Below are 26,753 nucleotides of genomic sequence, written 5' to 3'. Positions count from 1 at the left end.
ATCAGCACGATTGCTGACGCGTTTTACAATAAAAATAAGAATTAAAAAGGAAATTTGGGGGTGTTTTTGCGAAACTCAAGGAGTTTCACAACATCATCATCAATTCCAGCTTGAAGTGCTTCTAGCGAAGGATAGTTCTTTTCACCATGTAAATAGTGCAAGAACGTCACCCGCATTAATAGACCATACAGATTAGCAGAAACAGCAGGAAAATGAACTTCTAATCTCCACTCTGGATGTTCCTGTTTGATTGCTGGACGTGTTCCGACATGACCTGCACCAAATAGTGCATCAGCTTGATAACCTGCCACACCTGATTGAGTGGGATCATTACTTTTTACTTTTGCTGTGAGAGAGGTACTTTCACAAATCACTTCAGTGGCATAAATACCGTTTAAACACGGTTTATGACGCCCTAAACGAACATTAATTGTTGGGAAATTCAGGGTGCGTCCAATCTGATCGCCGTATTGTACGCGACCAATCATGCTATAGGGACGCCCCAGTAGTTTGGCTGCAAGTGCTAAGTCACCCGCTTGTAAAACTTGACGAATACGGGTCGAGCTGACACGTTCGCCATCAAATTCCACAGTATTTAAATTGGTGACTTCAAAGCCGTATTGTTTTAAAAACTCACTGTTGCCTTGGCGGTCTTTACCAAAATGAAAGTCATCGCCTAAAACTAAACTTTGCGTATTGAGTTTATTCTTGAGTATCTCTGCGAAAGCTTCAGCACTTAAACTGCGGAATTCATTATCAAATTTTGCAATCGCAATATAATCCACGCCCAATTCAGACAGATATTCTACTTTTTCTCGAAGCGAGCTAATCCGCGGAGGTGCATCGTATCCTTTAAAAAACTCCAAAGGTTGTGGTTCAAATATGATGACCACCGTTTTTAAACCTTGAGTTTGGGCAATGCCTTTTAATTGCGAAATCATGGCTTGATGTCCCAAATGGACACCATCAAAATTGCCAATCGTCACCGCAGTTTTTGGCAATTGTACATTAGGCGCTAAAGCATTTAGACGTAACAGCTTCATGATTTCAAAATAAGCTTAAAATTTGAAAGGATATATTGCCATAATCTCACAATTTCGTCTTGTTGTTGTGTTTTTGCCCAAAAAAATTATGAGGATAAATTTTAATATCAAAAAAACTGATTCATTTAATAATTATTAATCAATTTTATTTATTAGTAATGACTTCTATAATCATTTTATCTGCTGAAATGAGGATTAAAGCAATGAAAAAGCCATTCTATGAATTAGCCCAGACCCGAGATGTCATTCGTCAGTTTACCCCAAACTGGTTTACTGTGACCATGGGTACGGGTGTTGTTGCACTTATTTTACCTGAGTTTCCATTCGCTCATGTATTTCTCATGCAGATTGCAACATGGTTATGGCAATTCAATACGCTTTTATTTACGGCATTTGCTGTGTTGTATCTACTGCGTTGGTTGATCTATCCTCAAGAAGCCAAGCAGATTTTTTCCCACGCGAGTATGGGGTTGTTTTTGGGTGCAATCCCAATGGGCTTAGCAACCATCATTAATGGCTTTTTGAAATTTGGCATCCCTTTATATGGTGATATCGCGATACATATTGCACAAGTGCTTTGGTATATAGATGTTGCTTTAGCCGTAGGCGTGGGCTTATTGGTGCCATTTTGCATGTTCAGCCGTCAGGAGCATCAATTACAAACCATGACAGCAGTGTGGCTTTTACCGATTGTCGCTTGTGAGGTTGCTGCAACTTCAGGTGGATTATTATTGGCGCACCTTCCTGTAAACCAAGAAGCCTTGGGTATTTTATTGGGTAGTTATATGTTGTGGGGAATGTCAGTTCTTCCAGCCTTTGCCATTTTAACCATCTTAATGCTGCGTTTGGCTTTACATCAATTACCCAGTAAAGAATTAGCCATTACAGGTTGGTTGGCATTGGGCCCAATTGGTACAGGTGCATTGGCTTTATTAGTCTTAGGTGCACAAGCACCACATATTTTACAAATCTTTAATTTAGAAAGTTTAGGCGTATTTTTTCAACATGCAGGTATTGTTTGTAGTTTTATTTTGCTTGGCTTTGGAATTTGGTGGTTTGCCATTGCTGTTTTAATTACACTCAGCCATGCCAAAAAAAGCTTACCCTTTAATTTAGGATGGTGGGGACTGACTTTCCCATTGGGTGTATTTACCCTGGCAATTTTAAATCTTGCACAGCAGATGAACACTCAATTTTTACAAGATGTTGGCTTAGCTTTCGCAACGATTTTAATGATGCTTTGGGTCATGGTGATGGTGAAAACTTTAAAAGGAATGTATCAAGGGAATTTATTTTTTTCTCCGTGTTTAAAAACATTCTTAGAGAAACAATAAGCTTCTTGCATAAATATTATTCAATGATGCCTCTTCGTTTTATATCCTCCTACAATGAAGGATTTTTTATCTTCTCAATTTGCGCAGTTTTATTTTTTAGATTCTAATATTGTTAGGTTTTCGAGATATTCCAAATATGAAACATGATTTAGCTTTAATGATGGCGCTACCAAATGAATCAAAAGGTTTATTTGAGCAAAAGGATATTGCAGTTCACTACAGTGGAATTGGTAAAGTGAATGCCGCATTTAAAGCATTTGATGTGATTCATAAAACAGGCTGTAAAACCTTATTAAATTTGGGTACGGCGGGCAGTTCATTCTTTAATGCGCATGACTTGGTTGAAGTCACGCAATTTGTACAACGTGATATGGATGTTTCACCCTTGGGTTTTGCGGTGGGTGTAACACCGATGGATGAAGAATATCCAAGTGCCATTGATTTGGAGCCTTATTTTGCTCATCTACCTCGTGGGATTTGTGGAACAGGAGATAGTTTTGAAACAGGAAAACCGAAGGTCGATTGTAATCTTGTAGATATGGAAGGTTATGCGATTGCTAAAGTCTGCAAAAAACTCGGTGTTCGTTTCATTTCGGTGAAATATATTACCGATGGTGCAAATGACACGGCACATTTAGATTGGGAAGAAAATTTATTATTAGGTGCTCAGAAGTTATTAGTACTGTATCAAAGTTTATATGCAAGTATCTGAGTATTAAATTCATTATTGGTGTGGTGTTTAAAGCTTCGGCGACCATAGTTGTCTATGGTCGTATGCCAAAATAAAGTATCGCGGACGATCATTTATTACTATGAGTTAATAGATTAAGTCCGAGGTAATACGCCATATAAAATGGTATGTATCGTATGTTCTACTGCACGTTGAGCCATACTTTTATTGCGCAAAGTTTTACCTGTCACCATTTCCATCTGCGTACTGAAATCTGCATAATTCTGAGTTAGTCCCCAAATATTAATAATCAATAATTCAGCATCAATTTTGTCAGAAATTTTACCTTGCTCTTGCCAATTTGAAATGACTTTTGCTTTGCGTTTGAAGAGCTTTTTCAAAGGTCCTTTAAGGATCGGTAAAATATGAGGTGCACCTTGAATAATCTCGAGCGCAAAAAGTTTAGACGCTTTTGGCTGGGTACGAGAAATTTCAATTTTGGTCATTAAATAATGACTTAATGCTTCGGTTGGTTCTAAATCTGCCTCTAGCATTTGCAAAGGCGCTAACCATTTTTGCATGACGGTTGTGAGAACTTCGACATACAAGGCTTCTTTATTTTCATAATAATAGAAAATATTAGATTTATGCATATCCGCAAGTTGAGCAATTTCATCTAAGCTCGCACCATTAAAACCGTATAGTGAAAATACGTCTAATGCGGCAGCTAGAAGTTGCTGTCTTTTTTGGGCACTCTTTTTTTGTTCCATCTCATCAATATGTATTAAAAAGGATTCATAAATTGTACGGTAAAATGTTTGATTTGTGCACAAGCGAACTCATTATTTTGAAATTATTCTGACGATTTATTGTGAAGGCTAAATGTTTAATCATATTATGAGATTTATTTACAGAAATTGCACTAAACTAGAGCAAAATTCAATATTTAGAGTTTTAATATTTTTTCTTAAGTTGAATCATATTTAATGAAACTGTCATTATTTTTCTATTTTTCATTTATTTTAAGCAATAAAAAACCATATTAGATATTTTCTATAAAATCTTTCATTTTGTTCTCATCGTAAAATAAAGTAGTTTTTCATACTTATGCAGATGTCTATCATCATATTAGACATTTATTAAAATTTTAAATGAGGGGATGCTTAGAAGCGTATTCTAATTTTGCGTCCCCTAAAATAATATGATTCATTTTATGTGGCAAGTACAGCTTGTAAAACTTGCTGTTCAAGTTGTGCAAACTGAACTCCTTTTTGCCGTGGACGGGCTAAATCCACATTAAATTGTTGAGCAATATGTCCTTTATCAAGCAAAATAATTCGATCAGCCAGTTGCACTGCTTCACTGACATCATGGGTGACTAAAATCGTGGTAAAGCCTTGTTCCAACCATAATTTCTCGATTAGGCTTTGCATTTCTAAACGTGTTAATGCATCTAAAGCACCCAGTGGTTCATCGAGTAGTAAAACCCGTGGCGTATGCGACAGTGCGCGAGCCAAAGCTGTTCGTTGACGTTGCCCACCTGAAAGTTGAGATGGCCATAATTCAGCTTTTTCTTTTAAACCGACTTTTTCCAAAAGTTGCTCAGCTTTAGGATGCTGTGGTTTAGCTAAACCCAACTGTACATTTTTAAGAATACTTTTCCATGGCAGTAGGCGAGGATCTTGAAACATGACGCGAATATCATCTGCTGTAATGCCTTCACGAAAATTTCTTAAAGATTTAAATTTAATTTCGCCGTAGCTTGGTTGTTCTAAATCTGCAATTAAACGGAGTAGGGTACTTTTACCACAACCACTGCGACCGACAATCGCAACAAATTCACCTGCTTGAATATCGAGGTCTAAATCTTCTAAGACTTTGACATCACCATAAAATTTATGCAGTTGTTCAATGTGAATTTCTGCCCCGATTCTTTGCTCTTCTACTTGGTTTTTTTCGGTTGACGCAAGCAGATGATCACCATATTGGCTTACACTTAAATCAGTCATTGCCATCTCCTATTTTTGATAGCCTGCGTGCCAACGCAATAAATATTTTTCTAAAAACTGAGCCAAAACATCTGCCAATTTGCCTAACAGTGCATATAGAAGAATACCGACAAGAACGATATCTGTTTGTAAAAACTCACGAGCATTCATGGTCATATAACCAATACCTGACTGTGCAGAGATGGTTTCCGCAACAATCAGCAAGACCCAAACCAGTCCAAGGGCAAAACGTAGACCCACTAAAATAGAAGGCATTGCACCTGGTAAGATGATTTCTTTATACAGTTGCCACCGAGTAAGACCGTAGCTTTTCCCCATCTCAATCAATTGTGGATCAACAGAACGAATCCCATGATAAGTATTAATATAAATAGGAAAAAACACACCAATTGCTACTAAGAATAATTTAGCGGATTCATCAATGCCAAACCATAAAATTACCAATGGAATCAATGCTAAAGCAGGAATGTTGCGAATCATTTGTAAGGTGGTATCAAGCAGATTAGAGGCAATTTTGGATGAACCATTTAACAATCCAAGAGCTAGACCTAATCCACCACCTACCAATAAACCCAATAGAGCGCGACCAGCACTGACTTTCACGTGTTGCCACAATTCACCACTGACCAAAAGTGTCCAAAAAGCTGAAACAACAGCTGATGGTGCAGGTAAAATTCGACTTTCCAATAGCCCGGATTTTGATGCGACTTGCCAAATTAAAACCAACAATATCGGCACAATCCAAGGCAGCAAACGCTGCCCAAGTTGTGCTGTTCCACGTGAAACGAACGAGGGTTTATTTTTACTTAAGGCATTCATGCAGACTCCTTAAATTGTTTTTTCTTTTCAGCATCTTTATTGGTTTCATCAGGCACATAATTATTTGCCACAATTTCACCAAAAGGTCCTGTCAGATTCGGTTGAGCTAATTTTTGACGTGTTTCCAAAGGCAATAAAGGGAAGACCAATTCAGCAAAACGAATGGATTCTTCTAAATGTGGGTAACCAGAGAAAATAAAGGTATCAATACCCAAGTCAGCATATTCTTGAATACGATCTGCAACAGTTTGAGGATCACCGACTAAGGCTGTACCTGCACCACCACGAACTAAGCCGACACCTGCCCATAAGTTCGGAGATACTTCAAGTTTGGAGCGATCGCCATTATGCAGTTCAGCCATGCGACGTTGACCGACTGAATCCATTTGTTTGAATTTTTTCTGTGCTGCGGCAATAGTTGCATCATCTACATATTGAATGAGTTCTTCGGCAGCAGCCCAAGCCTGTTCATTGGTTTCACGCACGATGACATGTAAACGAATACCATAATTGAGTGTACGACCTTTGGCTTCTGCTTTAATTTTTACATTCTCAATTTTTTCTTTTACAGCCGCTGGCGGTTCACCCCAAGTTAAATAAGTATCCACTTGGTCGGTTGCTAAGTCCACAGCATCATCTGAAGAGCCACCAAACCAAAGCGGTGGATAAGGTGCTTGTACTGGTGGGTAAAGGAGTTTTGCATCATCGACTTGTAAGCGTTCGCCGTGGAAGGTAAAAGATTCGCCTGTATGCGAGCGCGTTAAAATTTCACGCCAAATTTTGACATATTCTGCAGCCGTTTTATAACGAGTGGCATGGTCTTCATATACACCATCACCTTTTAATTCTTGCTCATCGCCACCTGTCACCAGATTCAGTAAAACACGCCCATTCGAGAGACGATCAAAAGTTGCAGCCATACGGGCAGCCAATGCAGGTGTAGTGACACCAGGGCGAAGTGCCACAAGGAATTTTAAATTTTTTGTCGCATCAATTAAGCTGGCAGCAGTAATCCATGGATCTTCACAAGAACGTCCTGTTGGAATCAGCACGCCTTCGTAGCCTAAATTATCAACGGCTACAGCAATTTGTTTCATGTAAGCATGATCGACCTGACGTGCGCCTTTACTGGTACCTAAATAACGACTGTCACCGTGAGTGGGAATAAACCAGAAAATTTTCATGCATTTCATCCTGCGAAATTAATATGTTTTAGAACTATTTGCTCGCCCAAACGGCTTGCTTGATATTGATGGTGCTCGGAATAATTTTAAGTTCGCTAAAACGATTGGCGAGTTGTTGCTGGTCGGCAATCACTTTGGCGGTTAAAGGTGCTGCATAAGAGGGTTGAGGGCGTCGCTCAATAAAGGTTTGAGCGACTTGGGGTTTTAAGCCTGTACTTTCAGCAATTAATTGAGCCGTTTCAGTTTTATGTTTTTGCACCCATTGATCGGCGATATTAATTTGTTGAATAATGCCTTTCACTGCTTGAGGGTGCTGTTTCACAAAATCAGGTGACGCTAAGTAAAACGTGTAGTTAGGGCTCAGTCCTTTACCCGAAGCTAAAATTTTGGCTTGATCTTCAATTTGTGCAGAGGCGAAATAAGGATCCCAAATTGCCCAAGCATCAACAGCGCCTTTTTGAAATGCCGCACGTGCATCGGCAGGGCTAAGCCAAATCGGTTGTATATCTGTCCATTGCAGACCTGCTTTACGTACGGCTTGCACCAATAAATAATGCGCACTTGAGCCTTTTTGTAAGGCAATACGTTTGCCTTTGAGCTGATTCAGTTGAGTGAGTTGCGAATTTTTAGAGACTAAAATCGCAGAAGCCAAAGGTTTCGCTGCTTCATAAGCAATGTAATACAGGGGTTTATTAGCGGCTTGCGCATAAACAGGCGGTGTGTCACCTGTAACGCCAATATCCAAAGAACCGACAGCAAGTGCCTCTAAAATTTGCGGTCCTGCGGGAAATTCATTCCAAGTAATTTTTGCATTTGGAAACTCTTTCTCATATAACTTTTGCTGTTTGGCAACAGCAAAATTAATCGAACTTTTTTGAAAGCCAATGCGTAATTGTTTTACATTTGGATCAATTGACCATGCGGCGGTAGAGCCTAACATTGCACAGGCAATCAACATGGTAGTCATACCATGACCTGAGTGTGTTAACCATGTTGATGTATTTTGCTGTGCAAGATATTGGGTCATACGTTGATCCTCATTTATAAATATATGAATGTTTAATGCGCCAAAATGGCGGCTTGAATATTGATTTTGTTTGGAATCAGTTTTTGTTGATAAAAGGCATCAGCAACAAATTGCTGTTCTTTTGCAACTTCATTTGAGATAGGTTTTACTCCAAAGCCCATACGAGAAATGGATGTATTCAATACATCTAAAGGCAAGCCTGTTGGTTTTTCTAAGAGTTTGGCTGCATCGCTTTGATGCTGAGACACCCATTGTGTGGTTGTATTCAGTTCATTCACGACGTCTTTTAAAATTTCAGGATGTGTTTCTGCAAATTTACGATCAGCCAGATAAAATTGATGATTACTCACCAGATTTTGACCTGTAGAAATTACTTTTGCGCCAAGTTGTTTTTCAGCAGCAGCAAAGAATGGATCCCAAATCACCCATGCATCTACAGCACCTTTTTCAAAGGCAGCACGCGCATCTGCAGGTGGAAGATAGACCACTTGAATATCTTCAAGTTTTAAATGATTGGCTTCTAAAATTTTAAGAAGGAGGTAATGTACGTTTGAACCTTTATTCAGAACGATACGTTTGCCTTTTAAGTCTTGAATTGTTTTGATGGGTGAATCTTTAGGTACAATTAATGCTTCTGCTAAAGGTGCAGCAGGTTGGTTGGCGACATAGACTAAATTTGAATTGGCTGCTTGCGCAAAAATAGGTGGTGCTTCGCCTGCTTCACCAAAGGCTACGCTTCCCACATTTAGACCTTCAAGCAGTTGCGGTCCAGCAGGGAATTCTACCCATTTAATGTTGACGCCTTTTGCTTTTAGCGCTTTGTCTAAATCACCACGTGCTTTAATAATTGGTAATAAACCATATTTCTGATAACCAATATTTAAAGTGGTTGTTTCTTGTTTTTTTGAACACGCTGAAAGCATCATCACACTAGCAATACCGAAACTAAGTACAGTGAGTTTTGTCAAAAGTTTTGGATTTTTGCTGATCATGTGATTTTCCTCTAAAGAAGGATTAAGAATAAACACATACGCTAATCGGCTTTTTATTGCTAAAAAAATAAGTTTTCAGGCTTTACTAATGAGAAAAAAAGATAAAAATAAAAGTGCAAACCTTATCTTAAAATCTGCAATTCTAAAACCACGATTTTTTGTTCTATTATTGATTAATGATTTGAATTTTAATGATAATTTTATTTATTTGAAATAAGAATAAGCTTAGCACAGCCAATGATAAAGACCATAGACCGTACGAAGTTCAATTTTAAGAATATGAATAGCAAAAATTATGCTAATCAATCACGTGGTTTTAGCTGATTAGTTTCTTAAAGACTAAAGAATTACGTTGATAGTTATAGAGTGCCTGACGTGCTTCGGGTAGATCATCTACACTTGCTGTAGCGAAGCCATGTTCTAAGAACCAATGCGCCGTTCGTGTTGTCAGAACGAAAAGTTGTTGAATCCCCATCTGTTGGGCTTTTTCTTCTAAAAAGTGCAGAATTTGGCTACCACGATTCGACTTACGGTAGCTTGGATGTACTGCAACACAGGCAATTTCTGCCGATTTTAGTTCGTTGTCGATATGTGGAAGTGGATATAACGCAGCGCAGGCTAGAATTGTACCATCACGTTCAATCACTGCAAATTTCCCAATTTCATTTTCTAAACGCTCACGAGAACGGTAAACCAAAATACCTTCATCTTCGAGTGGGCGAAGTAGATTAATCAAACCACCGACATCCCCGATATTTGCCATACGCACTTCTTCATAATGCGCATCGGTAATCATTGTGCCATGACCATCTCGAGTGAAAAGCTCTTCGATTAATGCGCCATCATAAGCATAAGACAGTAGATGTACTCGATTCACACCTTTCAAGGATGCTTCTTTGGCATTCTGCAAATGTAGTGCGATTTCAAAATTTGAATCTTGGTATTTAGCAATATGACGATCTAATTGATGTGGAGTAATTTCACGCAGTAAATGTCCATGCTCATCCAAAAGCCCTTGTTGATTGCCGAGAAAAATCAGTTTATCTGCTTTGATGTGAATCGCAGTTTTCGTAGCAACATCTTCTGCTAATAAATTAAAAACTTCGCCAGTAGTGGAATAGCCCGTCGGACCAAGTACTACAATATTATGATTGTCTAAATGACGTTGAATGGCTTCAGTATCAATTGTACGTACTTCACCTGTTAGCTGAAAATCGACACCATCCCGAATACCATAAGGTTTTGCCGTGACAAAATTACCTGATACTACATCAATTCGTGCGCCAAACATGGGTGAGTTGGCAAGGCCCATAGACAATAAAGCTTCAATTTGCAAACGAATGGAGCCAACAGCATTCATCACACAAGGCAAAGACTCACGTGTTGTGATACGACGGTTAATATGAATCGGGCTTTGAATATGTTTTTCTTTTAAATTTGCATTGATTTGTGGACGTGCACCATGAACCAAGATCAGACGAATACCCAAGGAATGAAGCAGGGCAATGTCATGAATAATATGATGGAAATTCTCATGTTGAACGGCTTCACCACCAAACATGAGTACAAAGGTTTTACCACGGTGTGCATTGATATAAGGTGCAGAATGGCGAAACCAATGCACATATTGCTGTGTTGTGCTTTGAGTTGTTTCTAATGAATCCATTTGCATACCTTTCTACCCAAGCAAAAAACATGTTGATACTTTCGATTCTAAACAAAAAAAGCGTTATGGAATACTAGGTATAAAAAAACACTCAAACTTATTCAGTTTGAGTGTTTTTATCGACTTTTTGCATTCAGCCACTTTATTTTGCCTTAGAGGAGAAAAATAAAAACTTGTGACTATTGATGCAAGATGTCTTATTGAAGAAAGCAAACCAGAAGGGCTTAGCCTGCAATAATTTTCAAAATAGCGTGGTTGACTGTATTTTCTAAAATGTAGTGATTATTTACTTTATACCATTGTTGATTATGTGCAGGTTTAGCCAATTTTTTGTGTTGGCGGTAATCTACTTTATAGCCTGAGCTACGGTATTGGTTTGGATATTGATTACCCACTTTCCAGTTTTGTTTTGCTTGAGTTTTTTGAGCATTGCTATGGCTTTGCATGTGCTGCTGATTTTGATGTGCTTGATTTTGATTTTTTTGAGCTGATTGTTGATGATTATCCATATGTTCAGGTGCAGCAAAAGCACTCGAAGCCGCGATGATTGTACTGATAGAAATTGCGATTGCAGATAGTATTTTTTTCATTGTATTCACCTTAAATTTGAATGTTGTGTTTTGATATTTTTAATTTAAGCCTAAAAGATAGAGAGATCATGAATTTAAAATATGTGAATTGTGTCATTTATCTTTGAATCATGAATAGATTAAGAAGCTATCTTTCCTGAAAATAAAAAACCCAAACAATGTCTGGGTTTCAATGTCAGGCTTCTTGTCTCAAGCCTCATGTTTATAAGACTTGGAGTATATTTAATTGTATTCCAATTCAATATTTGCTCAGCCTTAGCCAACAATACGAATAATACGGTTATTACGTTCATTCACTAATACATAATCACCATTAATTTTTAACCATTGTTGATTACGACCAGGTTTAGGTAAATGTCTGAAATTTTGATAATTCACAGCATAACGTGATGACTGGAATTGATTGGGTAAATATTGACCTGAAAGCCATTCACGGCTCGGATTCACTTTGTTGTAGCGGTCGTAACGGTCATATTTATTGCCATGGTTATAACGGTCATTATGATCATAGCGATTATCATAATGATTTTGCTGTGGGTAATAGCGTCGATCTTGTAGGTCTTGCGAACCAGCCATAGCTGTTGTTGCAATCATTGCGCTTAAAGAGAGTGCGATTGTCGTTAAAACTTTATTCATCTGCTTCACCTTAAATTTAACTTATATCCTTTGATGAGACTAAGTTAACCAATCATTTGAGATAAACAGTGAGGGAGATTTAGTTGAATTGTGAAATGTATGAAGACTTCATGAAGAGTCGTATTGAAATTAACCGAAAACTTTACATATGAATTAAAAAATGCCCAGACTTCGCAGTTTGGGCATTTAAAAATAGTGAGATTATATGGAGGCAGGGCTTAAATCATACGCATAAAAAACTCAGCGAAAACTTGATGCAATATGTCTCTTAAACCATATCAAGTATTGATCTATTTTGAATATTTTATCGGACAATATGAACAATGTGATGATTACGCTCATTCACTAAGACATATCTGCCATCCACTTTATACCAACGTTCATATCGGGCTGGTTTATGTAGGTTCTTATAGCTTCGATAATCTTTGACATGATAGTTCGATGCCTTGTAACGATCAGAGAAACGCGCTCCTTCGCGCCATTCTTGTTGTGCAATTTGATGTTGTACTTGCGCACGGTGTGCTTGATTTTGATTCCAATCTGCCATTGCTGATGTGGTGACCAAAGCACTAATAGATAATGTGATGACTGTTAAAATCTTTTTCATTTCAATTCACCTTAGCGTGATTCAATTTGTCTTGCGATAGCTATAAATTAGTTGAAAATCTAAGATTAAAAATGGAGATAAATAGTTTAAATGTGTACTTGTTTGAGAGTTTATCCATAAATAATGCAGGATGTAAGTGATGATCTATTGATAGAGGCACGACAAAGATTTTAGGCATAAAAAAGCCCAAACAATGTTTGAGCTTTTTGTATTCAATCGGTCTTACATACCTTGTATTCTCACAATATTATTGCTGTCAGAATCCACTAAAATAAAATCGTTATTAATCTTATACCATTGCTGATTTCGAGAAGGCTTCGGCAAGTTACTTTCTCGGTAATCGACCTTATAGCCATCACCACGATAATGCTGAGGCATGACATAGCCAGGCTGCCAGCGATGTTGTTGTAGGCGGCGCACACCACGTTCTTCACGTTCACGACGTTGTTCTTGAATATCGTCATCCTCTTGTTTGAAGTTACGATATCCTTTTTTATCATGAGGGCGATCATAACCGCGATCGTCATTTTGAGGACCAGCATTCGCTATGCTGCTCACCATCAAAGCACTGAAAGATAATGCTAAAGCAGTCAAAATCTTTTTCATGTTGAGTCCTCGTTGATATCTTTTGTTTTTCACGTGCCTAATGTACTGCGAAATTGCAGAGAAACTGTGAAGAAATGGCACTAATTCATTTAAAAATGCAGAGATAATAAGAACATATTTCAGATCAAGTTAAAAGATAAAAGTCGAAAGCATCTGTTTAAAAGGCGTTCAGAGAATTTATTGATTTGTGATGCAGTTCAAATAAAATTGTAAAAAAATATAATTTTAAGCTGTTTGTGTACGGAAGATCTGCATATACGCATAAAAACATTGCTGTTCAGTCGGATTTTAACTCCACTGTTCTGCAAAATCCTTCAAAATATCAATTGCTTTAATAACGTCTAAAGCGTGCTCTGCATCATCTAAAACATGGATCCATGTTTCAGATAGTTGTAAATTTTCAATTGAACGGATCATTTCTAATTTATATTTTTGATCGGTCATGTTTACATCCTCAACTCAAATTAGATCTTAGTGAGGAGGAGCTTAGTCGATCACTTTTAACTTGTAAAAACGAATAATATTGTTATTTTGATTTAAAAATACGATTTATGATATTCAAGATGATCCAAAAGACGTGAAATGCCTTTTGGATATTTATAAAGCTTTTAAATTCAATCAATAAGCATATTTAAGGTCAGTATAGTCATTCAATGATTTTTGAATATGCGTTTGGATAAATTCACGAACATCATCCGCCGTCATAGGTTCGCCTTGTTTACTCACCACATGTTCAAAAGGTTGTTGACCTTCTGCTGTAATGGTGTAGACAAAATTATTTGCAACTTGATAGTGAGTTTCAGTTCTGATAATACAGGTGACATAACTATATGAATGCCCAAAATTCAAATCTGTATGAGAAAAGATAAATTGATCGAATAATTTAAGACTTTTGCTGTCTTCCAATGCTTTTAACTCATCAACAATTGTTGCTTCAAACTTCATCCCATATTTTTCTGAAATAGGTTGTCCGTCAATCAGCAGAGAAACGCTTGCATCATCATTTGTGATCACGGAGATATTATTAAAGTCAGACATAGAAAGCTCAAATTGCGAAATAACGAAAAGTCTAAGTATGAGTAAATGTGAATTAAAAACAATTAGAAATTCAGAAATAAGCTGAAAATAGAGATTTTCATTGATATTCAAATCATTTTAAGTTGTTAATACAAAAGCATCGACATAGAAAAGGGAGCACATTGGCTCCCTAATTCTGACTACATAAACTTAATCTTGTGCATCAATACTTTGACCATTCATATGGATACTGTCTTCACCCATTAAATAGAGGTAAGCAGGCATGATGGCTTCAGGTGTTGGCAAAACTTTTGGATCTTCTTCTGGGTAGGCTTTAGCACGCATTGCCGTACGTGTAGCACCCGGATTAATACAGTTATAGCGAATATTAGGATAAGTATTTTCTTTGGCAAAAATACTGCTTACTGCTTCAATGGCAATTTTAGACACAGAATAAGCACCCCATAAAGCACGCGCTTCACGTCCTACGCCAGAACTTGCAAAAACCACAGAGGCGTTGTCTGATTTTTGCAATAAAGGCAGTAATTCCTGCGTTAAAACAAAAGGAGCACGTAAATTAACGGCCATCACATCATCCCAAACATCTTCAGGATAGTGAGCAAGTTCTACACGTTCACCTAAAATGCCAGCATTATGCAGAATGCCATCTAAACGTCCAAATTGCTGTTCTAGGGTATCGACTAACAATTCATAATCGTGTGAAGTTGCTGTTGAAAGCTGTAAAGGCAAAATGGCAGGTTGAGGTGCGCCAAGTCCCTCAATTTCATCATAAATGACTTCAAGTTTATTTAAAGTACGACCATGCAATACGACCGTTGCACCATGCAGTGCATAACTTAGAGCAGCTGCTCGACCAATGCCATCACCTGCACCTGTGATTAAGATAATTTTATCTTTAAGTAAATCTGGACGAGGTTGATATTCTGAATATTTCATGGAAGACCTCCTATAATTGTTATGATTTTTAAATAATCTATCTTCAAATGGTGGCTTGTTGAATATGAACCAATTTATTAATGACCTGATGTAATTCAACGACATTGTTTACTATACAGTCTGCTTGCCATGCGTTTAAGTCATCTTTGTGTTGCAATGGTAAATAACCGTAAGCTGCAAGGATGCTATACATATTGGCATAACGACCTGCATCGATATCTCGGGGATGATCACCGACATAGATGCATTGTTCAGGCTGAATGTGAATCTGCTTTGCTGCGAGATACATTGGTTCAGGGTCAGGCTTGGTTTTACTGACATCTTCTGGGCATACTAAAACCGCACAACGTTCAGTCAAATTCAATGCTTTCAGTAAAGACTCACTGAGCCAACGTGGTTTATTGGTGACAATTCCCCATGGAATAGCATGCGCTTCTAAATCTTCAAGTAGCGGATACATGCCTGCAAAAAGATCTGTATCTACAGCAATATCAGCACCATAGATATCTAAAAAACGCTGACGATGTGCAAGGAAAACAGGGTCTTCAACATCCAATTCAGGATAGACCAGTTTCACCATTGCACGTGCACCTTCTGATACTTGTGTACGAATTAAATCCGCATCCACAATTGCACGACCTTCTTCACGACACATCTCTTGAATAATGCGAATAAAATCGGCTGCTGTATCAATTAAAGTACCATCAAGATCAAACAATACCGCTTTCATTACACACCTTCATTTACGGTATAAACCATGTAATTGACATCAACATTCGGTGCAAGCCAGTAATGTTTAGTCAGTGGATTATAATGTAAGCCAGTCATATCTTTCATTTTTAGACCTGCACTGCGAATATCATGTGCAAGTTCAGAAGGTTTAATAAATTTATGATAATCATGTGTGCCTTTTTTTAATAAGCGAAGCACATATTCTGCACCAATAATCGCAAATAAATAGGCTTTAGGATTGCGGTTAATGGTCGAGAAGAAGACCTGACCACCTGGTTTCACTAATTTTTGGCAAGCTTGAATAATTGAAGCTGGATCTGGTACATGTTCCAGCATTTCCATGCAGGTCACGATGTCGTATTGTCCCGCTTGTTCTTCTGCAAGCTGTTCTACAGGTATTTGACGATACTCAATATTGCTCACATTTTCTTGTTCTGCATGTAAACGAGCAACATTTAAAGGCGCTGCACCCATATCGATGCCTAAAACGTCTGCACCACGGCGTGCCATACTTTCAGACAAAATACCGCCACCACAGCCGACATCTAGAATTTTTTTACCTGATAAGCCACCCGAATGTTCATCTATCCAGTTTAAACGCAATGGATTAATTTGATGAAGTGGGCGAAATTCAGAGTGCTGATCCCACCATAAGGCTGCAAGTGCTTCGAATTTTGCAATTTCTTGTGGGTCAACATTAAGTTGCGACATGGTGCCACCTCTGAATCATTTGTTTTAATCAAAAATTAAGTCTTGCTATGTTAGTGTAACCATAATTCTGAAAAAAGCGATAAAACGTGTAAAAAAGTTCACAGAAGGAAAACGATTTTCCCATATTTGTTTTATAGTTAGTGAATAAGCTATACAAAATGACTGAGAGGACAAAAAACGCAATGAAAAAATTTATTTTGGGTGGCATGACTGCAATGGTTATGGCATTTTCAGCACATGCAATGGCTGCAGATTTTGTTGCAGGAAAAGACTATACCGTTGTTCAAAACCCAGGGAAAGTTGAAGTACCAGGCAAGATAGAAGTACGTGAGTTCTTTTGGTATGGCTGCCCACACTGCTTTAAATTAGAACCTTATATGCAAACTTGGTTGAAGAAAATTCCAAGTGATGTTCGCTTTGTTCGTACTCCAGCAGCAATGAACAAAATGTGGGAACAAAATGCACGTGGCTATTATATTTCTGAAGCATTAGGCGTACGTAAGAAAACGCATATTCCTTTATTCCATGCTGTGCAAAGTGGTCAACAAATTTTTGACCAAGCATCTCAAGCAAAATTCTTTACTAAGTATGGTGTACCTGAAGCGAAATTTAATAGCTTATATAATTCATTTGCCATTACTGCGAAAGTTGCAGAATCAAATAAATTGGCTCAACAATACCAATTAACAGGCGTTCCTGCTGTTGTCGTGAATGGTAAATATGTAGTGCAAGGTGAAGATGGTAAAGTGACTCAAGTGGTTGATTACCTAATTAATAAAGAACGTACAGGTAAATAATCTGCTGTGATTAAAAAACCCCGCAATTGCGGGTTTTTTTAATCTTATGATTAGGCTTCTTACATAACGAGTTTATGAATCATTTAGGCTAAATATTTATTTTTAATTGGCTTCGGTTTGAGGTCTTTCCCAGTTTGAAATTCCTCTAAAAATTAATTGAACTTGAGTTACGGTTTGGTTTTTGAGAACCATTTTTTCAAGTTCGAGCTCAATACTTGGCGGTTGGCGTAATAAGCTAATCCAAGACATTGCCCAAGTCAAAGACAGATTAATTAAAATATTAGACAGCACTTTTAAATCACTTTGATCTTGGAAATGTTGCACACTTTCGAGCTTTTCTAAATCATTCACCAAGTCTTCATTCAGATATTCTATTTCTCTAGAGATGGCTTGGCGTACAACTTCAGCTCCACCCCAACGCTCTGCAATCATAAAAATCCACGGTTCAGAGTTTTGATCCACTGAAGCAAAGAATAAATCGATACTGGTTTTGGTTGAAGTATTGGGGTGGCTTAAATATCTTTGCCCCAATTGATGCAAAATATTTTTAAGATGCAAAGCCACTTGATCAACCAACTCTCTGCCTAATTCATCCATATCTTGAAAATGGCGATAGAAGGCAGTGGGTACTAAACCGACCTCACGTGCAATTTCACGCAGGCTGATACTGGAAAAAGAACGACCAGACGTACTTAAACGTAAAGCAGCATCCAATAATGCTTGGCGACTTTGTTGTTTACGTTCATCACGAATCGACATTCTGTTACCTAAGTTAAATGAGTTGTGATGAGTCTATCAAAAAACACTCAAAATTAAACGACGAATGTCAGTGAACGGTTGTTGACTGAGTATAAAAAATGCGTATAGTGTACAAGTGTTCACTAAAAGAACATATGTTCACTCAATAAATAGCAAGCACAAAGAGGAACGCAACATGAGTAGCTATATGCAGTATCAGCCAGAATGGGTACGTGAAGATTTTGTCGATTTTATCGCTGAGAAAATCAATCCGATTTGGGCTTGGAAAAAAGTAAAAGCCTCTGTGGTGAAGACCAGAGCTTTGAGTTCAGACTTCTATCAAATTCAATTACGACCAAATCGTAATTTTAACCATCAACAGTTTCAAGCAGGGCAGAGTATTCTGGTTACTGTCGATGTTGAAGGTGTACGTCAGCAACGTAGTTATTCCATTGTGAAATTATTAAGCAATGGCGACATTATTATTGCTGTGAAACAACAAGGTAAGGTATCCAATGTCATTACGCAGATGGCGTTTGGTCGTATTGTTGAACTATCACAAACTCAAGGGGAGTTTGTTTTAGTCAATGCAAAAGAGCCAATGCTATTGATTGCTTCTGGTAGTGGTATCACAGCAATTTATGCTTTATTACAACAAGCTTTGGCTGATGGATCGTTGTCACAAAGTAGTCAAAATATTGATTTAATCTATTTCACTCGAGATGATGCTTTTCATACTGATATTGAATTATTGGCACAGCAATATCCACAATTTCAGTATCACCATATCAATACTACCCAACAGAAACAGCATTTGACCACTGAGTTGTTAGCGCACTTGGTTCCAGATTTTCAGCAACGCCAAAGCTATGCCTGTGGTGCAAGCAGCATGATGCAAAGTTTGAATCAACTGTATACAGATTTAGACATCACTGCAAAGTTAAAACAGGAATATTTCCAAGTGGTTGTGGATGAAAGTTTGGAAGCTCAACCCGTTACCTTTCTACGTTCACAACAGGAATTTGAAGCCAAAACTAACTTACTGGAAAGCGCAGAGCAGGTAGGTTTAAGGCCAACACATGGTTGCCGTATGGGAATGTGTAATACCTGTACGTGTACCAAGGTGAGTGGCTCAACCAAGAACATACTGACAGGTGAAATTAATCACGATGCCAATACTCAGATTAAGTTATGTATCAGCCAAGCCATTAGCCCTGTAGTTATTAATTTATAAATAACCTGACACTTTATGAATACACGTTTTTTTGGTCTTTTCCCACAATCAGACTCAGGAATCGTGCACACCAAATTCGGAAAATGATTCACACATACAGATGAATCGTTGAGGAGAAAAACAATGAACATGACCGTTAATTTCCCAGTAAATAGTAAATCAAAACATTTAAACCCTGAACAAACGGCTGAGTTTGGTCGCCGTGTAGAAGAAATCCGTCGTGAAGTGATGGAGAGTTTGGGCGAACAAGATGCAAAATACATTTATAAAATTCGAAATTTTGTTCGTTATAGCGAAATTGCATCTCGTGGCATGTTGATGTTCGGTGGTTGGATTCCACCTGTATGGGTCGTCGGTACAGGCCTACTGGGGATTTCCAAAATCGTGGAAAATATGGAACTTGGTCACAACGTGATGCATGGTCAGTTTGATTGGTTGAATGATCCCAGTTTGAATGGTGCAAATTACGATTGGGATACCATGTCAACAGGGGATGACTGGAAATATACGCATAACTATGTGCATCACACGTATACCAATATTGTCGGTAAAGATCATGATGTTGGTTATGGCTTATTACGTGTCAGTGAATCACAAAAATGGGAACCACGCTTTTTATTCAATATTCCTTTAGCGATTCAATTGATGGTATTTTTTGAATGGTATGTGGGTCTGCAAAATTTGCATTTAGAAGATGCGCTGATTTATAAAACTAAAACGTGGAAGCAAGTGTGGGCAGATGCAACGAAATTCCGTAAAAAAGCGCGCCGTCAAATTTTGAAAGATTATGTTTTCTTTCCAGTAATTTCTGGGCCAAATGCTTTACCTGTTTTTGCAGGAAATGCGATTGCCAATGTTATTCGGAGCTTATGGTCTTCTGCTGTGATTTTTAATGGTCACTTCACTGAAGATGCTGAAACTTTTGAAGCAGATAATGTTGAAAATGAAACGCGTGCAGAGTGGTATTTACGTCAAATTCGCGGATCGAGTAATTTTACTGGAACAGATTGGTTGCATATTTTAAGTGGTAATTTGAGCCATCAAATTGAGCATCATTTATTCCCAGATATGCCAGCAAATCGTTATTCAGAAGTTGCACCGAAGATTAAAGCGTTATGTGCTGAGTATGGTATTAATTACAATGAAGCGAATTTCTTAGAGCAGTTCGGAAGTGTGTGGGTACGTTTAGCAAAATGCTCTTTACCAAATAATATGGCACATACACTGACGAAGTCTTTACAGAAAGTGAAAGGAATTTTTGCATAGATAATCGTTAAAGGTATGATTTGTTTTAGTTGGTGAATATGCTTAAAAATTAAGTATGGCATGTATAGAATTTATAAAAAGCCTAGTTTTTTAAATTAGGTTTTTATATACTCACACTTTATTGATATTTATGAAGAACATTTCGTATATCGTAGGCGATGTTAATGACTATTTAAAATAAAAGGATATTCCTCCAACAACCAACCATGAAATATCAAAGATCCATTTTATATTTGATATATACATCCATAATTTAAATTTTTTAAAAATGTATCCATTTTTGTATCATCTATTGATGTAAATAAGATTGGAGGTTTTGCAAAAACTATATTTCTTTTTAGTATTAATTTTTCTCGAATAAAGATATTTAAATCAAAGAAAGTCATCATAATCAAATCTTTTACTAAAGATCCAAAGTAAAAATAGAGTATTTATCAGTCAGCTTGAAAAACCACCAAGTTGTAACTAAACCATCTCACTTGCTTCTGCTATAATCATGCGCAATCAATTTAAGCCATTCTAAGGATGAACTATGCGTATCGACCAACGAACATTAGATCAATTACGTGATGTTAAAATTACCCGTAACTATACGCGTTATGCGGAAGGTTCAGTATTGGTTGAATTTGGTCATACTAAAGTCCTTTGTACTGCAAGTATCGACAATTCTGTACCACGCTTTTTGAAAGGCAAAGGTCAAGGCTGGGTGACTGCTGAATATGGTATGTTGCCACGTTCTACACATACCCGTAGTGATCGTGAAGCTGCTCGTGGTAAACAAAGTGGTCGTACTCAAGAAATCCAACGTTTAATTGGCCGTAGTTTACGTGCTATGGTAGATTTGAAAAAATTGGGTGAAAATACCATCAATATCGACTGTGATGTCATTCAAGCAGATGGTGGTACACGTACTGCAGCCATTACAGGTGCAGCAGTTGCATTAATTGATGCAATGAATGTTCTTCTTGAGCAGAAAAAAATTAAACAAGACCCACTTAAAGGTCTCGTTGCTGCAGTTTCTGTGGGCATGTATCAAGATGAAGCATTACTTGATCTATGCTATGAAGAAGATTCAAACTGCCAAACAGATTTGAATGTAGTGATGACGCAAGCAGGCGAATTTATCGAAATTCAAGGAACTGCGGAAGACAAACCATTTACTCGTGCACAATGCAATGAAATGCTTGAACTTGCTGAAAAAGGCATTCAAGAATTAGTGAAAAAACAGCAAGAAGCTTTGGGTTGGTAATCATCTAAACCATTCTCTGTTTTTAAAGCGCATCTTCGGATGCGTTTTTTATGCCTAATTCAACAAAGTAATGAAATTGAAATTAAATGATCACTAAAGTGTCATTGGAATTGTATTGACTATGAGCTTCTTTAATTCATGGATCGGACGATGCGACTTTTATTACTTAGTTTCATAATCAGCAGTGGCTTGTTACTTAGCGCATGTAATGACAACAATAATGATGACAATAATAGTGCAACCCCAAATCCGCCAACATCAAACTGCAAAATACATTGCGCGCCATAAATAAAAATAAAAAGGAGAGAACAATGAACCGTCGTGAATTTTTACTCAACTCAACAAAAACGATGTTTGGAACAGCAGCTTTAGCCAGTTTTCCTTTAAGTATTCAAAAAGCTCTTGCGATAAATGCCAAAATGGATACAGGTACGATTAAAGATGTGAAACATGTTGTGATTTTGACGCAAGAAAATCGATCTTTTGATAACTATTTTGGTACTTTAAAAGGTGTACGTGGTTTCGGTGATCGCTTTACTATTCCCTTAGCCAATGGGCGTAAAGTTTGGGAGCAATATGATGCAAATAATAATAAAGTTTTGCCCTATCATTTAGACAGTACGCTTGGAAATGCGCAACGTGTGAGTGGTACACCACATTCATGGTCAGATGGTCAATCTGCATGGGATGCAGGTCGAATGGGGAGCTGGGTTAAATATAAACAGCCACAATCGATGGGTTATTATAAAAAACAAGAAGTTGAATTTCAGTTCGCTTTAGCCAATGCCTTTACCATTTGTGATGCCTACCACTGCGCGATGCATGCAGGTACTAATCCGAATCGAACCTTTATTTGGACGGGAACCAATGGACCAACAGGTGCAGGCGTTGCAAGTGTAGTGAATGAATTTGATGATATTGGTCCTTCTTCGGCAGGCTATGATTGGATGACTTATCCTGAAAGACTGCAACAAGCAGGTGTGACATGGAAAGTGTACCAAAGCATGCCTGATAATTTTACAGACAATCCACTTGCTGGCTTTAAGCAATATCGACGTGCCAATGAGCTATCTGGACAACCTGTGAGTAACAATGCAATCGTTTGTCCTGCTTATGATGAAAAAATTGATGCAACTCAACCTTTGTATAAAGGTATTGCCAATACGATGCCTGATGGTGGTTTTTTAGGAACACTTAAAAGTGATATTGCACAGGGTAAATTACCAGAGGTAAGTTGGATTGTCGCTCCTGCAACGTATAGCGAACATCCGGGACCATCAAGCCCTGTACAAGGTGCTTGGTACATTCAGGAAGTTCTAAATGCATTGACTGATAATCCTGAGTTATGGAGCCAAACTGTTTTCTTGGTTAATTTTGATGAAAATGATGGGTTTTTTGATCATATTCCGTCACCAAGTGCTCCATCTCGAGATACAGCGGGACGCTTACAAGGCAAAACAACTCTGACCAATACTCAAATTTCCTATGAGTATTTTGATCATAAAGCCATTGATGCTTCTAAATCTCAGCCTAAACCTGATGGTCGAGTCTATGGACCCGGTGTTCGTGTACCAATGTACGTGATTTCACCATGGAGTCGTGGTGGATGGGTCAATTCACAAGTCTTTGATCATACTTCTGTGATTCGTTTCCTTGAACAGCGTTTTGGCATTCAAGAACCCAATATTAGTCCGTACCGCCGTGCTGTTTGTGGAGATTTAACCTCAGCTTTTGATTTTAAAACTCCAAACTTATTAGCATTCCCCAGTTTAGATGGGCGAAAAAGCAAAGAGCAAGCAGATGCAATTCGTGTTTCTCAGGCAGCAATGCCACAAGTTTCGCGTCCTTTAAGCCAACAGTTTCCTGTGCAAGAGCAAGGAATTCGACCTTCTAGAGCATTGCCTTATATCCTACACACCAGTGCTAAAGTGGATATTGCAACTCAAACTGTCAAACTCATGTTTTCAAATACAGGGACACAAGCCGCTGTTTTTCATGTGTATGACCGCTTAAATTTAGATGCTATGCCACGTCGTTATATGGTTGAAGTAGGTAAGCAGTTAGATGATATTTGGACAACGAAAAATGCACAGTATGATTTATGGGTTTTAGGGCCGAATGGATTTCACCGTGGTTTTGTTGGTGATTTAACCGAATCGGCACAGCTTGCGAGTTTGCCTGAAGTTCGGATTTGTGTCGAAGATTGTGATCCAAAGATCTATTTAAAAGTCCGTAATGATGCAACGAAAACAGCAAAGCTAGTGGTTAAAGCCAATGCTTATTTACCGAATCAGACTTGGAATATTGAAACAGCAACAAATGAAAAAGAACTGAGTTGGGATATGTCTCAGTTTGGTGGATGGTATGATTTTACAGTCACCATGGCAGATGATCCGACTTTTAATCGTCGTTTTGCAGGACGGATTGAAACCAATGAGGATTCTATTTCGGATCCATATATGGGGTTTATTGAGTCTTAAATTTGAATATAAAGCGATATAAGGTGCTTAGGCACCTTATTTTTATTGAGGAGTGGTTAGAAATCTTATAAAAAACTGTATATCAAAATTTTTGCCCAAGTGAGATCTTTCTTAAGTTTCAAGTTAACTAAAGAGCTCAGAAGATACAGAAATAAGCTGAATCAGACTCCGTTTTTATACAGCATCTTCAAAAAAATCTTAATTCGACAGTTTAGGATGGTTAAAATTTTAAAGTATTGAGCATAAGAATGAAAATACTGATTTTTCTATTTGCAATGATTACATTTATTTTGATGAGTAGTGATCCACGTCGGGATGATTTAGAAACAAGAGACACAACATTAAAGCCAGATCAAAATAAGGAAAGTGTGAAAAAACAAGAAGAAAAAGAGCAAGAGGATTTAGACGAATCCTCTTGAATATTTAATTAGCTTTCACGTTGTTTTTGCAATAACGCATAGCTAAAGTTTTTTCCATTCAACACATCCATATTCATATCTTGATATTGTTTTAGTATTTGAGCTTGATCAAATGCACAATTCTTTTGAGTATGAATACCTGTCTGATGTATAGCACTATAACAAGAGTTTACTTTGTTGATGAAGGAATAATAAGGCGATAGAGGAACATGGGCTGCTTCTAGAATTTTTGGAGCAAGGAAGTGGGCTGAAATAAACGGACCATTCAGATTCTTCTTGTCTAATGGGAAATTGCTCCAAACAGCCAAGGGTGTTTCAAAGAATTTTACATCCTTCTTCTCAGTTTTTTCTTGTTCAGATGCATAAAATCCATATTCATCATAAACTTTTTGCAAGTTAGGTAAATGATCACCAAAGAAAATAATAATTGTTGGTCTTTTAAGTTGTTTAACATCTGCAATTAAGTTTTTGAATTTATCATCAGCACGTTGCATACCAGACAGATAGGTATTTAAAGCACGTTTACTGGTATCAGAAATACCATCTTTGGTAATTTTAAAATTATTTGCACCAAAGCGATCATCATTATACATCGGATGATTTTCGACACTAATTGCGTAAATAAATTGCGGTTGATCTACATTTTTAAGCTGATCACGAATGCTGTTATATATTAAATCATCATTTGCCCAGCCCGCTTGATTAATAAATTTTTTACGATCAGCTGCACTCACCATATTTTCAATGGATGTGAAACGATTGAATCCAAAATTTTGATAGACTGCACTACGATTATAAAAATATTTACCATTATTATGCATTGCAGTGGTGTCATAACCCAGAGTATTCAAATACATAGGTAATGAGTACGTTGGTCTTTTCAGTTTAGATACATAAGCCAATTCATTGTGATTTAAAAAAGTATTTAAACTAGTGAGCACTTCAAATTCAACATTGGCTGTTCCACCACCGAAACTAGGTGAAAGTAGAGTGGATACTTGGTTATTGTTAATGGTTGGCGTAATATTTTTAGGAATACTTTTATCAAGTTGGGAAGCATCCCAATGTGATTCACTCATCACAAAAATAATATTAGGAAGCTCTTTTACTTTTTCACTATCATTTGAGGTAGTCGCTAGAGGTGCATTTTCTTCTGAAAATAAAGTTTGAATTTTTTCTTCAGAAATATTTTCAGTTTGAAAAATTTTAGTATTTACACTATCAACGGCTTTAGAAAAGAAGAAAGTTGAAAAACCGAGATTTCGAATGGTGAGATGGTCACCGACCCAATCACCACGGGTATTGGGTAAATATTGTGTATATCGACATACTGAGGTTTTACTTGCAGTTGAGCAATATTCGCTAAAATTATTTTTAAAATTTGCAGTCACGAAAAATGAGAGAATCGAGACGGAAAGTAAGCCATTTATAAAGAGAAGCTTATTTTGGCCGAATTTTTCTTTCTTATAAATAAAAATAAATAAGGCAATAAATAATGTAATCGCAACAAAAACAGCGATTTTTAATAAAATAGGGGAAGCAATAAATGTTTCTTTCACCAATAAAAAATCACTTGGAACTAAGCTAGCAGAGAGATATTGTTCTTTTTGAATGTTAATAAAAGTCAGTAAAAACACAAAAAATTGACTGAATAAAATAGTTGCGAAGGTTTTTCTTAAAATTAGATAAAATAAGCTAATCAATGCATAGTTTAACAGTACAGAAAAACCATACTTATATAAACGAGGTTTTAGGTAGATGTCTTTTAACTGAAAAAATTTAGTAATATCTTCCTGATACAGAAAAAAAGCGAATACAGATAAAAACGCCACAAGCAAGAACAATACTTGTTGTTTCAAAGTCTTCATTTATTTCATTCAGGATGATTTGGGATGGGGCAAAATTATAGGCTTATTTTGTATTTTTTAAAAGTGAAATTTGATTAAAAATCATTCAATTTTACTTTGGTA

At 37.3% G+C, this 26,753-nt stretch carries 27 protein-coding genes; 8 read left to right on the top strand and 19 right to left on the bottom strand.

Going from position 1 to position 26,753, the window contains the following annotated elements:
• Positions 1 to 41: 41 nt before the first annotated feature.
• The gene (gene ribF / locus B9T35_RS15130) at positions 42 to 1,043 is read right to left on the bottom strand and encodes a riboflavin biosynthesis protein RibF (RefSeq protein WP_086191929.1); all 1,002 of its coding nucleotides are present in this window, start codon (positions 1,041 to 1,043) and stop codon (positions 42 to 44) included.
• A gap of 203 nt (positions 1,044 to 1,246) precedes the next feature.
• Between ribF and B9T35_RS15125 the strand changes: the two genes are divergently transcribed.
• Positions 1,247 to 2,377 (top strand): TDT family transporter, encoded by a 1,131-nt coding sequence (locus B9T35_RS15125; protein WP_086191928.1) that lies wholly within the window; start codon positions 1,247 to 1,249, stop codon positions 2,375 to 2,377.
• A 136-nt stretch (positions 2,378 to 2,513) separates the two neighbouring features.
• Complete coding sequence (locus B9T35_RS15120) at positions 2,514 to 3,089, top strand: 5'-methylthioadenosine/S-adenosylhomocysteine nucleosidase (protein ID WP_086191953.1); 576 nt, start codon at positions 2,514 to 2,516, stop codon at positions 3,087 to 3,089.
• A gap of 113 nt (positions 3,090 to 3,202) precedes the next feature.
• Here B9T35_RS15120 and B9T35_RS15115 read toward each other — a convergent pair whose 3' ends face one another.
• From B9T35_RS15115 to ubiG, 16 genes are all read right to left on the bottom strand, one after another.
• On the bottom strand, positions 3,203 to 3,826 hold the full coding sequence (locus B9T35_RS15115) for a TetR/AcrR family transcriptional regulator (protein WP_086191952.1): 624 nt from the start codon (positions 3,824 to 3,826) through the stop codon (positions 3,203 to 3,205).
• Between the two features lie 432 nt (positions 3,827 to 4,258).
• Positions 4,259 to 5,056 carry an ABC transporter ATP-binding protein gene (locus B9T35_RS15110; protein WP_086191927.1) on the bottom strand — a complete coding sequence of 266 codons (798 nt, stop codon included), beginning with the start codon at positions 5,054 to 5,056 and terminating at the stop codon, positions 4,259 to 4,261.
• A 9-nt stretch (positions 5,057 to 5,065) separates the two neighbouring features.
• Positions 5,066 to 5,875, bottom strand: a complete 810-nt coding sequence (gene ssuC, locus B9T35_RS15105) for an aliphatic sulfonate ABC transporter permease SsuC (protein ID WP_086191926.1) — start codon at positions 5,873 to 5,875, stop codon at positions 5,066 to 5,068.
• Complete coding sequence (gene ssuD, locus B9T35_RS15100; protein ID WP_086191925.1) at positions 5,872 to 7,059, bottom strand: FMNH2-dependent alkanesulfonate monooxygenase; 1,188 nt, start codon at positions 7,057 to 7,059, stop codon at positions 5,872 to 5,874. Before ssuD ends, ssuC begins: the two co-directional genes overlap by 4 nt.
• Before the next feature lie 34 nt (positions 7,060 to 7,093).
• Entirely contained in the window at positions 7,094 to 8,026 is a 933-nt protein-coding gene (locus B9T35_RS15095) for a sulfonate ABC transporter substrate-binding protein (protein WP_171264301.1), read from the bottom strand.
• Positions 8,027 to 8,118: 92 nt separating this feature from the next.
• Complete coding sequence (locus tag B9T35_RS15090) at positions 8,119 to 9,078, bottom strand: sulfonate ABC transporter substrate-binding protein (protein WP_086191923.1); 960 nt, start codon at positions 9,076 to 9,078, stop codon at positions 8,119 to 8,121.
• 316 nt (positions 9,079 to 9,394) lie between these two features.
• Positions 9,395 to 10,750, bottom strand: coding sequence for an amino-acid N-acetyltransferase (gene argA / locus B9T35_RS15085; protein ID WP_086191922.1), 1,356 nt, complete (start codon positions 10,748 to 10,750; stop codon positions 9,395 to 9,397).
• Between the two features lie 218 nt (positions 10,751 to 10,968).
• Positions 10,969 to 11,334: an RcnB family protein gene (locus B9T35_RS15080; protein ID WP_086191921.1), complete on the bottom strand. Its 366-nt coding sequence runs from the start codon at positions 11,332 to 11,334 to the stop codon at positions 10,969 to 10,971.
• 255 nt (positions 11,335 to 11,589) lie between these two features.
• On the bottom strand, positions 11,590 to 11,970 hold the full coding sequence (locus tag B9T35_RS15075) for an RcnB family protein (protein ID WP_086191920.1): 381 nt from the start codon (positions 11,968 to 11,970) through the stop codon (positions 11,590 to 11,592).
• Between the two features lie 304 nt (positions 11,971 to 12,274).
• Complete coding sequence (locus B9T35_RS15070) at positions 12,275 to 12,577, bottom strand: RcnB family protein (protein ID WP_086191919.1); 303 nt, start codon at positions 12,575 to 12,577, stop codon at positions 12,275 to 12,277.
• Positions 12,578 to 12,799: 222 nt separating this feature from the next.
• A complete protein-coding gene (locus tag B9T35_RS15065; RefSeq protein WP_086191918.1) occupies positions 12,800 to 13,183 on the bottom strand; it encodes an RcnB family protein in 384 nt (127 codons plus the stop codon).
• Between the two features lie 288 nt (positions 13,184 to 13,471).
• Positions 13,472 to 13,627 (bottom strand): hypothetical protein, encoded by a 156-nt coding sequence (locus B9T35_RS18450; protein ID WP_171264299.1) that lies wholly within the window; start codon positions 13,625 to 13,627, stop codon positions 13,472 to 13,474.
• A 174-nt stretch (positions 13,628 to 13,801) separates the two neighbouring features.
• A complete protein-coding gene (locus B9T35_RS15060) occupies positions 13,802 to 14,221 on the bottom strand; it encodes a hypothetical protein (RefSeq protein WP_086191917.1) in 420 nt (139 codons plus the stop codon).
• Positions 14,222 to 14,410: 189 nt separating this feature from the next.
• Complete coding sequence (locus B9T35_RS15055; RefSeq protein WP_086191916.1) at positions 14,411 to 15,157, bottom strand: YciK family oxidoreductase; 747 nt, start codon at positions 15,155 to 15,157, stop codon at positions 14,411 to 14,413.
• 43 nt (positions 15,158 to 15,200) lie between these two features.
• Complete coding sequence (locus B9T35_RS15050; protein ID WP_086191915.1) at positions 15,201 to 15,887, bottom strand: HAD family hydrolase; 687 nt, start codon at positions 15,885 to 15,887, stop codon at positions 15,201 to 15,203.
• Positions 15,887 to 16,600, bottom strand: coding sequence for a bifunctional 2-polyprenyl-6-hydroxyphenol methylase/3-demethylubiquinol 3-O-methyltransferase UbiG (ubiG, locus tag B9T35_RS15045; RefSeq protein ID WP_086191914.1), 714 nt, complete (start codon positions 16,598 to 16,600; stop codon positions 15,887 to 15,889). Before ubiG ends, B9T35_RS15050 begins: the two co-directional genes overlap by 1 nt.
• A gap of 182 nt (positions 16,601 to 16,782) precedes the next feature.
• Here ubiG and B9T35_RS15040 point away from each other — a divergent pair, with 182 nt between their 5' ends.
• Entirely contained in the window at positions 16,783 to 17,397 is a 615-nt protein-coding gene (locus B9T35_RS15040) for a thiol:disulfide interchange protein DsbA/DsbL (RefSeq protein WP_086191913.1), read from the top strand.
• A 102-nt stretch (positions 17,398 to 17,499) separates the two neighbouring features.
• Here the strand turns inward: B9T35_RS15040 and B9T35_RS15035 are convergent, their stop codons facing one another.
• Positions 17,500 to 18,156: a TetR family transcriptional regulator gene (locus tag B9T35_RS15035; protein WP_086191912.1), complete on the bottom strand. Its 657-nt coding sequence runs from the start codon at positions 18,154 to 18,156 to the stop codon at positions 17,500 to 17,502.
• 175 nt (positions 18,157 to 18,331) lie between these two features.
• Here B9T35_RS15035 and B9T35_RS15030 point away from each other — a divergent pair, with 175 nt between their 5' ends.
• The 5 genes from B9T35_RS15030 to B9T35_RS18445 all read left to right on the top strand — a co-directional run bounded on the left by B9T35_RS15030 (position 18,332) and on the right by B9T35_RS18445 (position 24,783).
• A complete protein-coding gene (locus tag B9T35_RS15030; protein WP_086191911.1) occupies positions 18,332 to 19,369 on the top strand; it encodes a ferredoxin reductase in 1,038 nt (345 codons plus the stop codon).
• Between the two features lie 123 nt (positions 19,370 to 19,492).
• Positions 19,493 to 20,635, top strand: coding sequence for a fatty acid desaturase family protein (locus B9T35_RS15025; protein ID WP_086191910.1), 1,143 nt, complete (start codon positions 19,493 to 19,495; stop codon positions 20,633 to 20,635).
• A 532-nt stretch (positions 20,636 to 21,167) separates the two neighbouring features.
• Positions 21,168 to 21,884, top strand: a complete 717-nt coding sequence (gene rph / locus B9T35_RS15020) for a ribonuclease PH (protein ID WP_086191909.1) — start codon at positions 21,168 to 21,170, stop codon at positions 21,882 to 21,884.
• 311 nt (positions 21,885 to 22,195) lie between these two features.
• Positions 22,196 to 24,364 (top strand): phosphocholine-specific phospholipase C, encoded by a 2,169-nt coding sequence (locus tag B9T35_RS15015; protein ID WP_086191908.1) that lies wholly within the window; start codon positions 22,196 to 22,198, stop codon positions 24,362 to 24,364.
• Between the two features lie 248 nt (positions 24,365 to 24,612).
• Entirely contained in the window at positions 24,613 to 24,783 is a 171-nt protein-coding gene (locus B9T35_RS18445; RefSeq protein ID WP_171264298.1) for a hypothetical protein, read from the top strand.
• 8 nt (positions 24,784 to 24,791) lie between these two features.
• On the opposite strand, the gene B9T35_RS15010 is transcribed toward B9T35_RS18445, so the two are convergent.
• Complete coding sequence (locus B9T35_RS15010; protein ID WP_086191907.1) at positions 24,792 to 26,651, bottom strand: LTA synthase family protein; 1,860 nt, start codon at positions 26,649 to 26,651, stop codon at positions 24,792 to 24,794.
• Positions 26,652 to 26,753: the final 102 nt, after the last annotated feature.

This window comes from Acinetobacter sp. ANC 3832 (assembly GCF_002135415.1).
Classification (GTDB): Bacteria; Pseudomonadota; Gammaproteobacteria; order Pseudomonadales; family Moraxellaceae; genus Acinetobacter.
This window is presented reverse-complemented; position numbering and strand designations above follow the sequence as displayed.

Bases quoted from the DNA above. Each gene is read 5' to 3' on its own strand.
- rph (WP_086191909.1), top strand. From the start codon at position 21,168: ATGCGTATCGACCAACGAACATTAGATCAATTACGTGATGTTAAAATT.
- B9T35_RS15075 (WP_086191920.1), bottom strand. From the start codon at position 11,970: ATGAATAAAGTTTTAACGACAATCGCACTCTCTTTAAGCGCAATGATT.
- B9T35_RS18445 (WP_171264298.1), top strand. From the start codon at position 24,613: ATGAAAATACTGATTTTTCTATTTGCAATGATTACATTTATTTTGATG.
- B9T35_RS15030 (WP_086191911.1), top strand. From the start codon at position 18,332: ATGAGTAGCTATATGCAGTATCAGCCAGAATGGGTACGTGAAGATTTT.
- B9T35_RS18450 (WP_171264299.1), bottom strand. From the start codon at position 13,627: ATGACCGATCAAAAATATAAATTAGAAATGATCCGTTCAATTGAAAAT.
- B9T35_RS15050 (WP_086191915.1), bottom strand. From the start codon at position 15,887: ATGAAAGCGGTATTGTTTGATCTTGATGGTACTTTAATTGATACAGCA.
- ribF (WP_086191929.1), bottom strand. From the start codon at position 1,043: ATGAAGCTGTTACGTCTAAATGCTTTAGCGCCTAATGTACAATTGCCA.
- B9T35_RS15055 (WP_086191916.1), bottom strand. From the start codon at position 15,157: ATGAAATATTCAGAATATCAACCTCGTCCAGATTTACTTAAAGATAAA.
- ssuC (WP_086191926.1), bottom strand. From the start codon at position 5,875: ATGAATGCCTTAAGTAAAAATAAACCCTCGTTCGTTTCACGTGGAACA.
- B9T35_RS15080 (WP_086191921.1), bottom strand. From the start codon at position 11,334: ATGAAAAAAATACTATCTGCAATCGCAATTTCTATCAGTACAATCATC.
- B9T35_RS15125 (WP_086191928.1), top strand. From the start codon at position 1,247: ATGAAAAAGCCATTCTATGAATTAGCCCAGACCCGAGATGTCATTCGT.
- ssuD (WP_086191925.1), bottom strand. From the start codon at position 7,059: ATGAAAATTTTCTGGTTTATTCCCACTCACGGTGACAGTCGTTATTTA.
- B9T35_RS15040 (WP_086191913.1), top strand. From the start codon at position 16,783: ATGAAAAAATTTATTTTGGGTGGCATGACTGCAATGGTTATGGCATTT.
- B9T35_RS15065 (WP_086191918.1), bottom strand. From the start codon at position 13,183: ATGAAAAAGATTTTGACTGCTTTAGCATTATCTTTCAGTGCTTTGATG.
- B9T35_RS15095 (WP_171264301.1), bottom strand. From the start codon at position 8,026: ATGACTACCATGTTGATTGCCTGTGCAATGTTAGGCTCTACCGCCGCA.
- B9T35_RS15070 (WP_086191919.1), bottom strand. From the start codon at position 12,577: ATGAAAAAGATTTTAACAGTCATCACATTATCTATTAGTGCTTTGGTC.
- B9T35_RS15120 (WP_086191953.1), top strand. From the start codon at position 2,514: ATGAAACATGATTTAGCTTTAATGATGGCGCTACCAAATGAATCAAAA.
- argA (WP_086191922.1), bottom strand. From the start codon at position 10,750: ATGCAAATGGATTCATTAGAAACAACTCAAAGCACAACACAGCAATAT.
- B9T35_RS15090 (WP_086191923.1), bottom strand. From the start codon at position 9,078: ATGATCAGCAAAAATCCAAAACTTTTGACAAAACTCACTGTACTTAGT.
- B9T35_RS15035 (WP_086191912.1), bottom strand. From the start codon at position 18,156: ATGTCGATTCGTGATGAACGTAAACAACAAAGTCGCCAAGCATTATTG.
- B9T35_RS15110 (WP_086191927.1), bottom strand. From the start codon at position 5,056: ATGACTGATTTAAGTGTAAGCCAATATGGTGATCATCTGCTTGCGTCA.
- B9T35_RS15025 (WP_086191910.1), top strand. From the start codon at position 19,493: ATGAACATGACCGTTAATTTCCCAGTAAATAGTAAATCAAAACATTTA.
- B9T35_RS15060 (WP_086191917.1), bottom strand. From the start codon at position 14,221: ATGTCTGACTTTAATAATATCTCCGTGATCACAAATGATGATGCAAGC.
- B9T35_RS15015 (WP_086191908.1), top strand. From the start codon at position 22,196: ATGAACCGTCGTGAATTTTTACTCAACTCAACAAAAACGATGTTTGGA.
- B9T35_RS15010 (WP_086191907.1), bottom strand. From the start codon at position 26,651: ATGAAGACTTTGAAACAACAAGTATTGTTCTTGCTTGTGGCGTTTTTA.
- ubiG (WP_086191914.1), bottom strand. From the start codon at position 16,600: ATGTCGCAACTTAATGTTGACCCACAAGAAATTGCAAAATTCGAAGCA.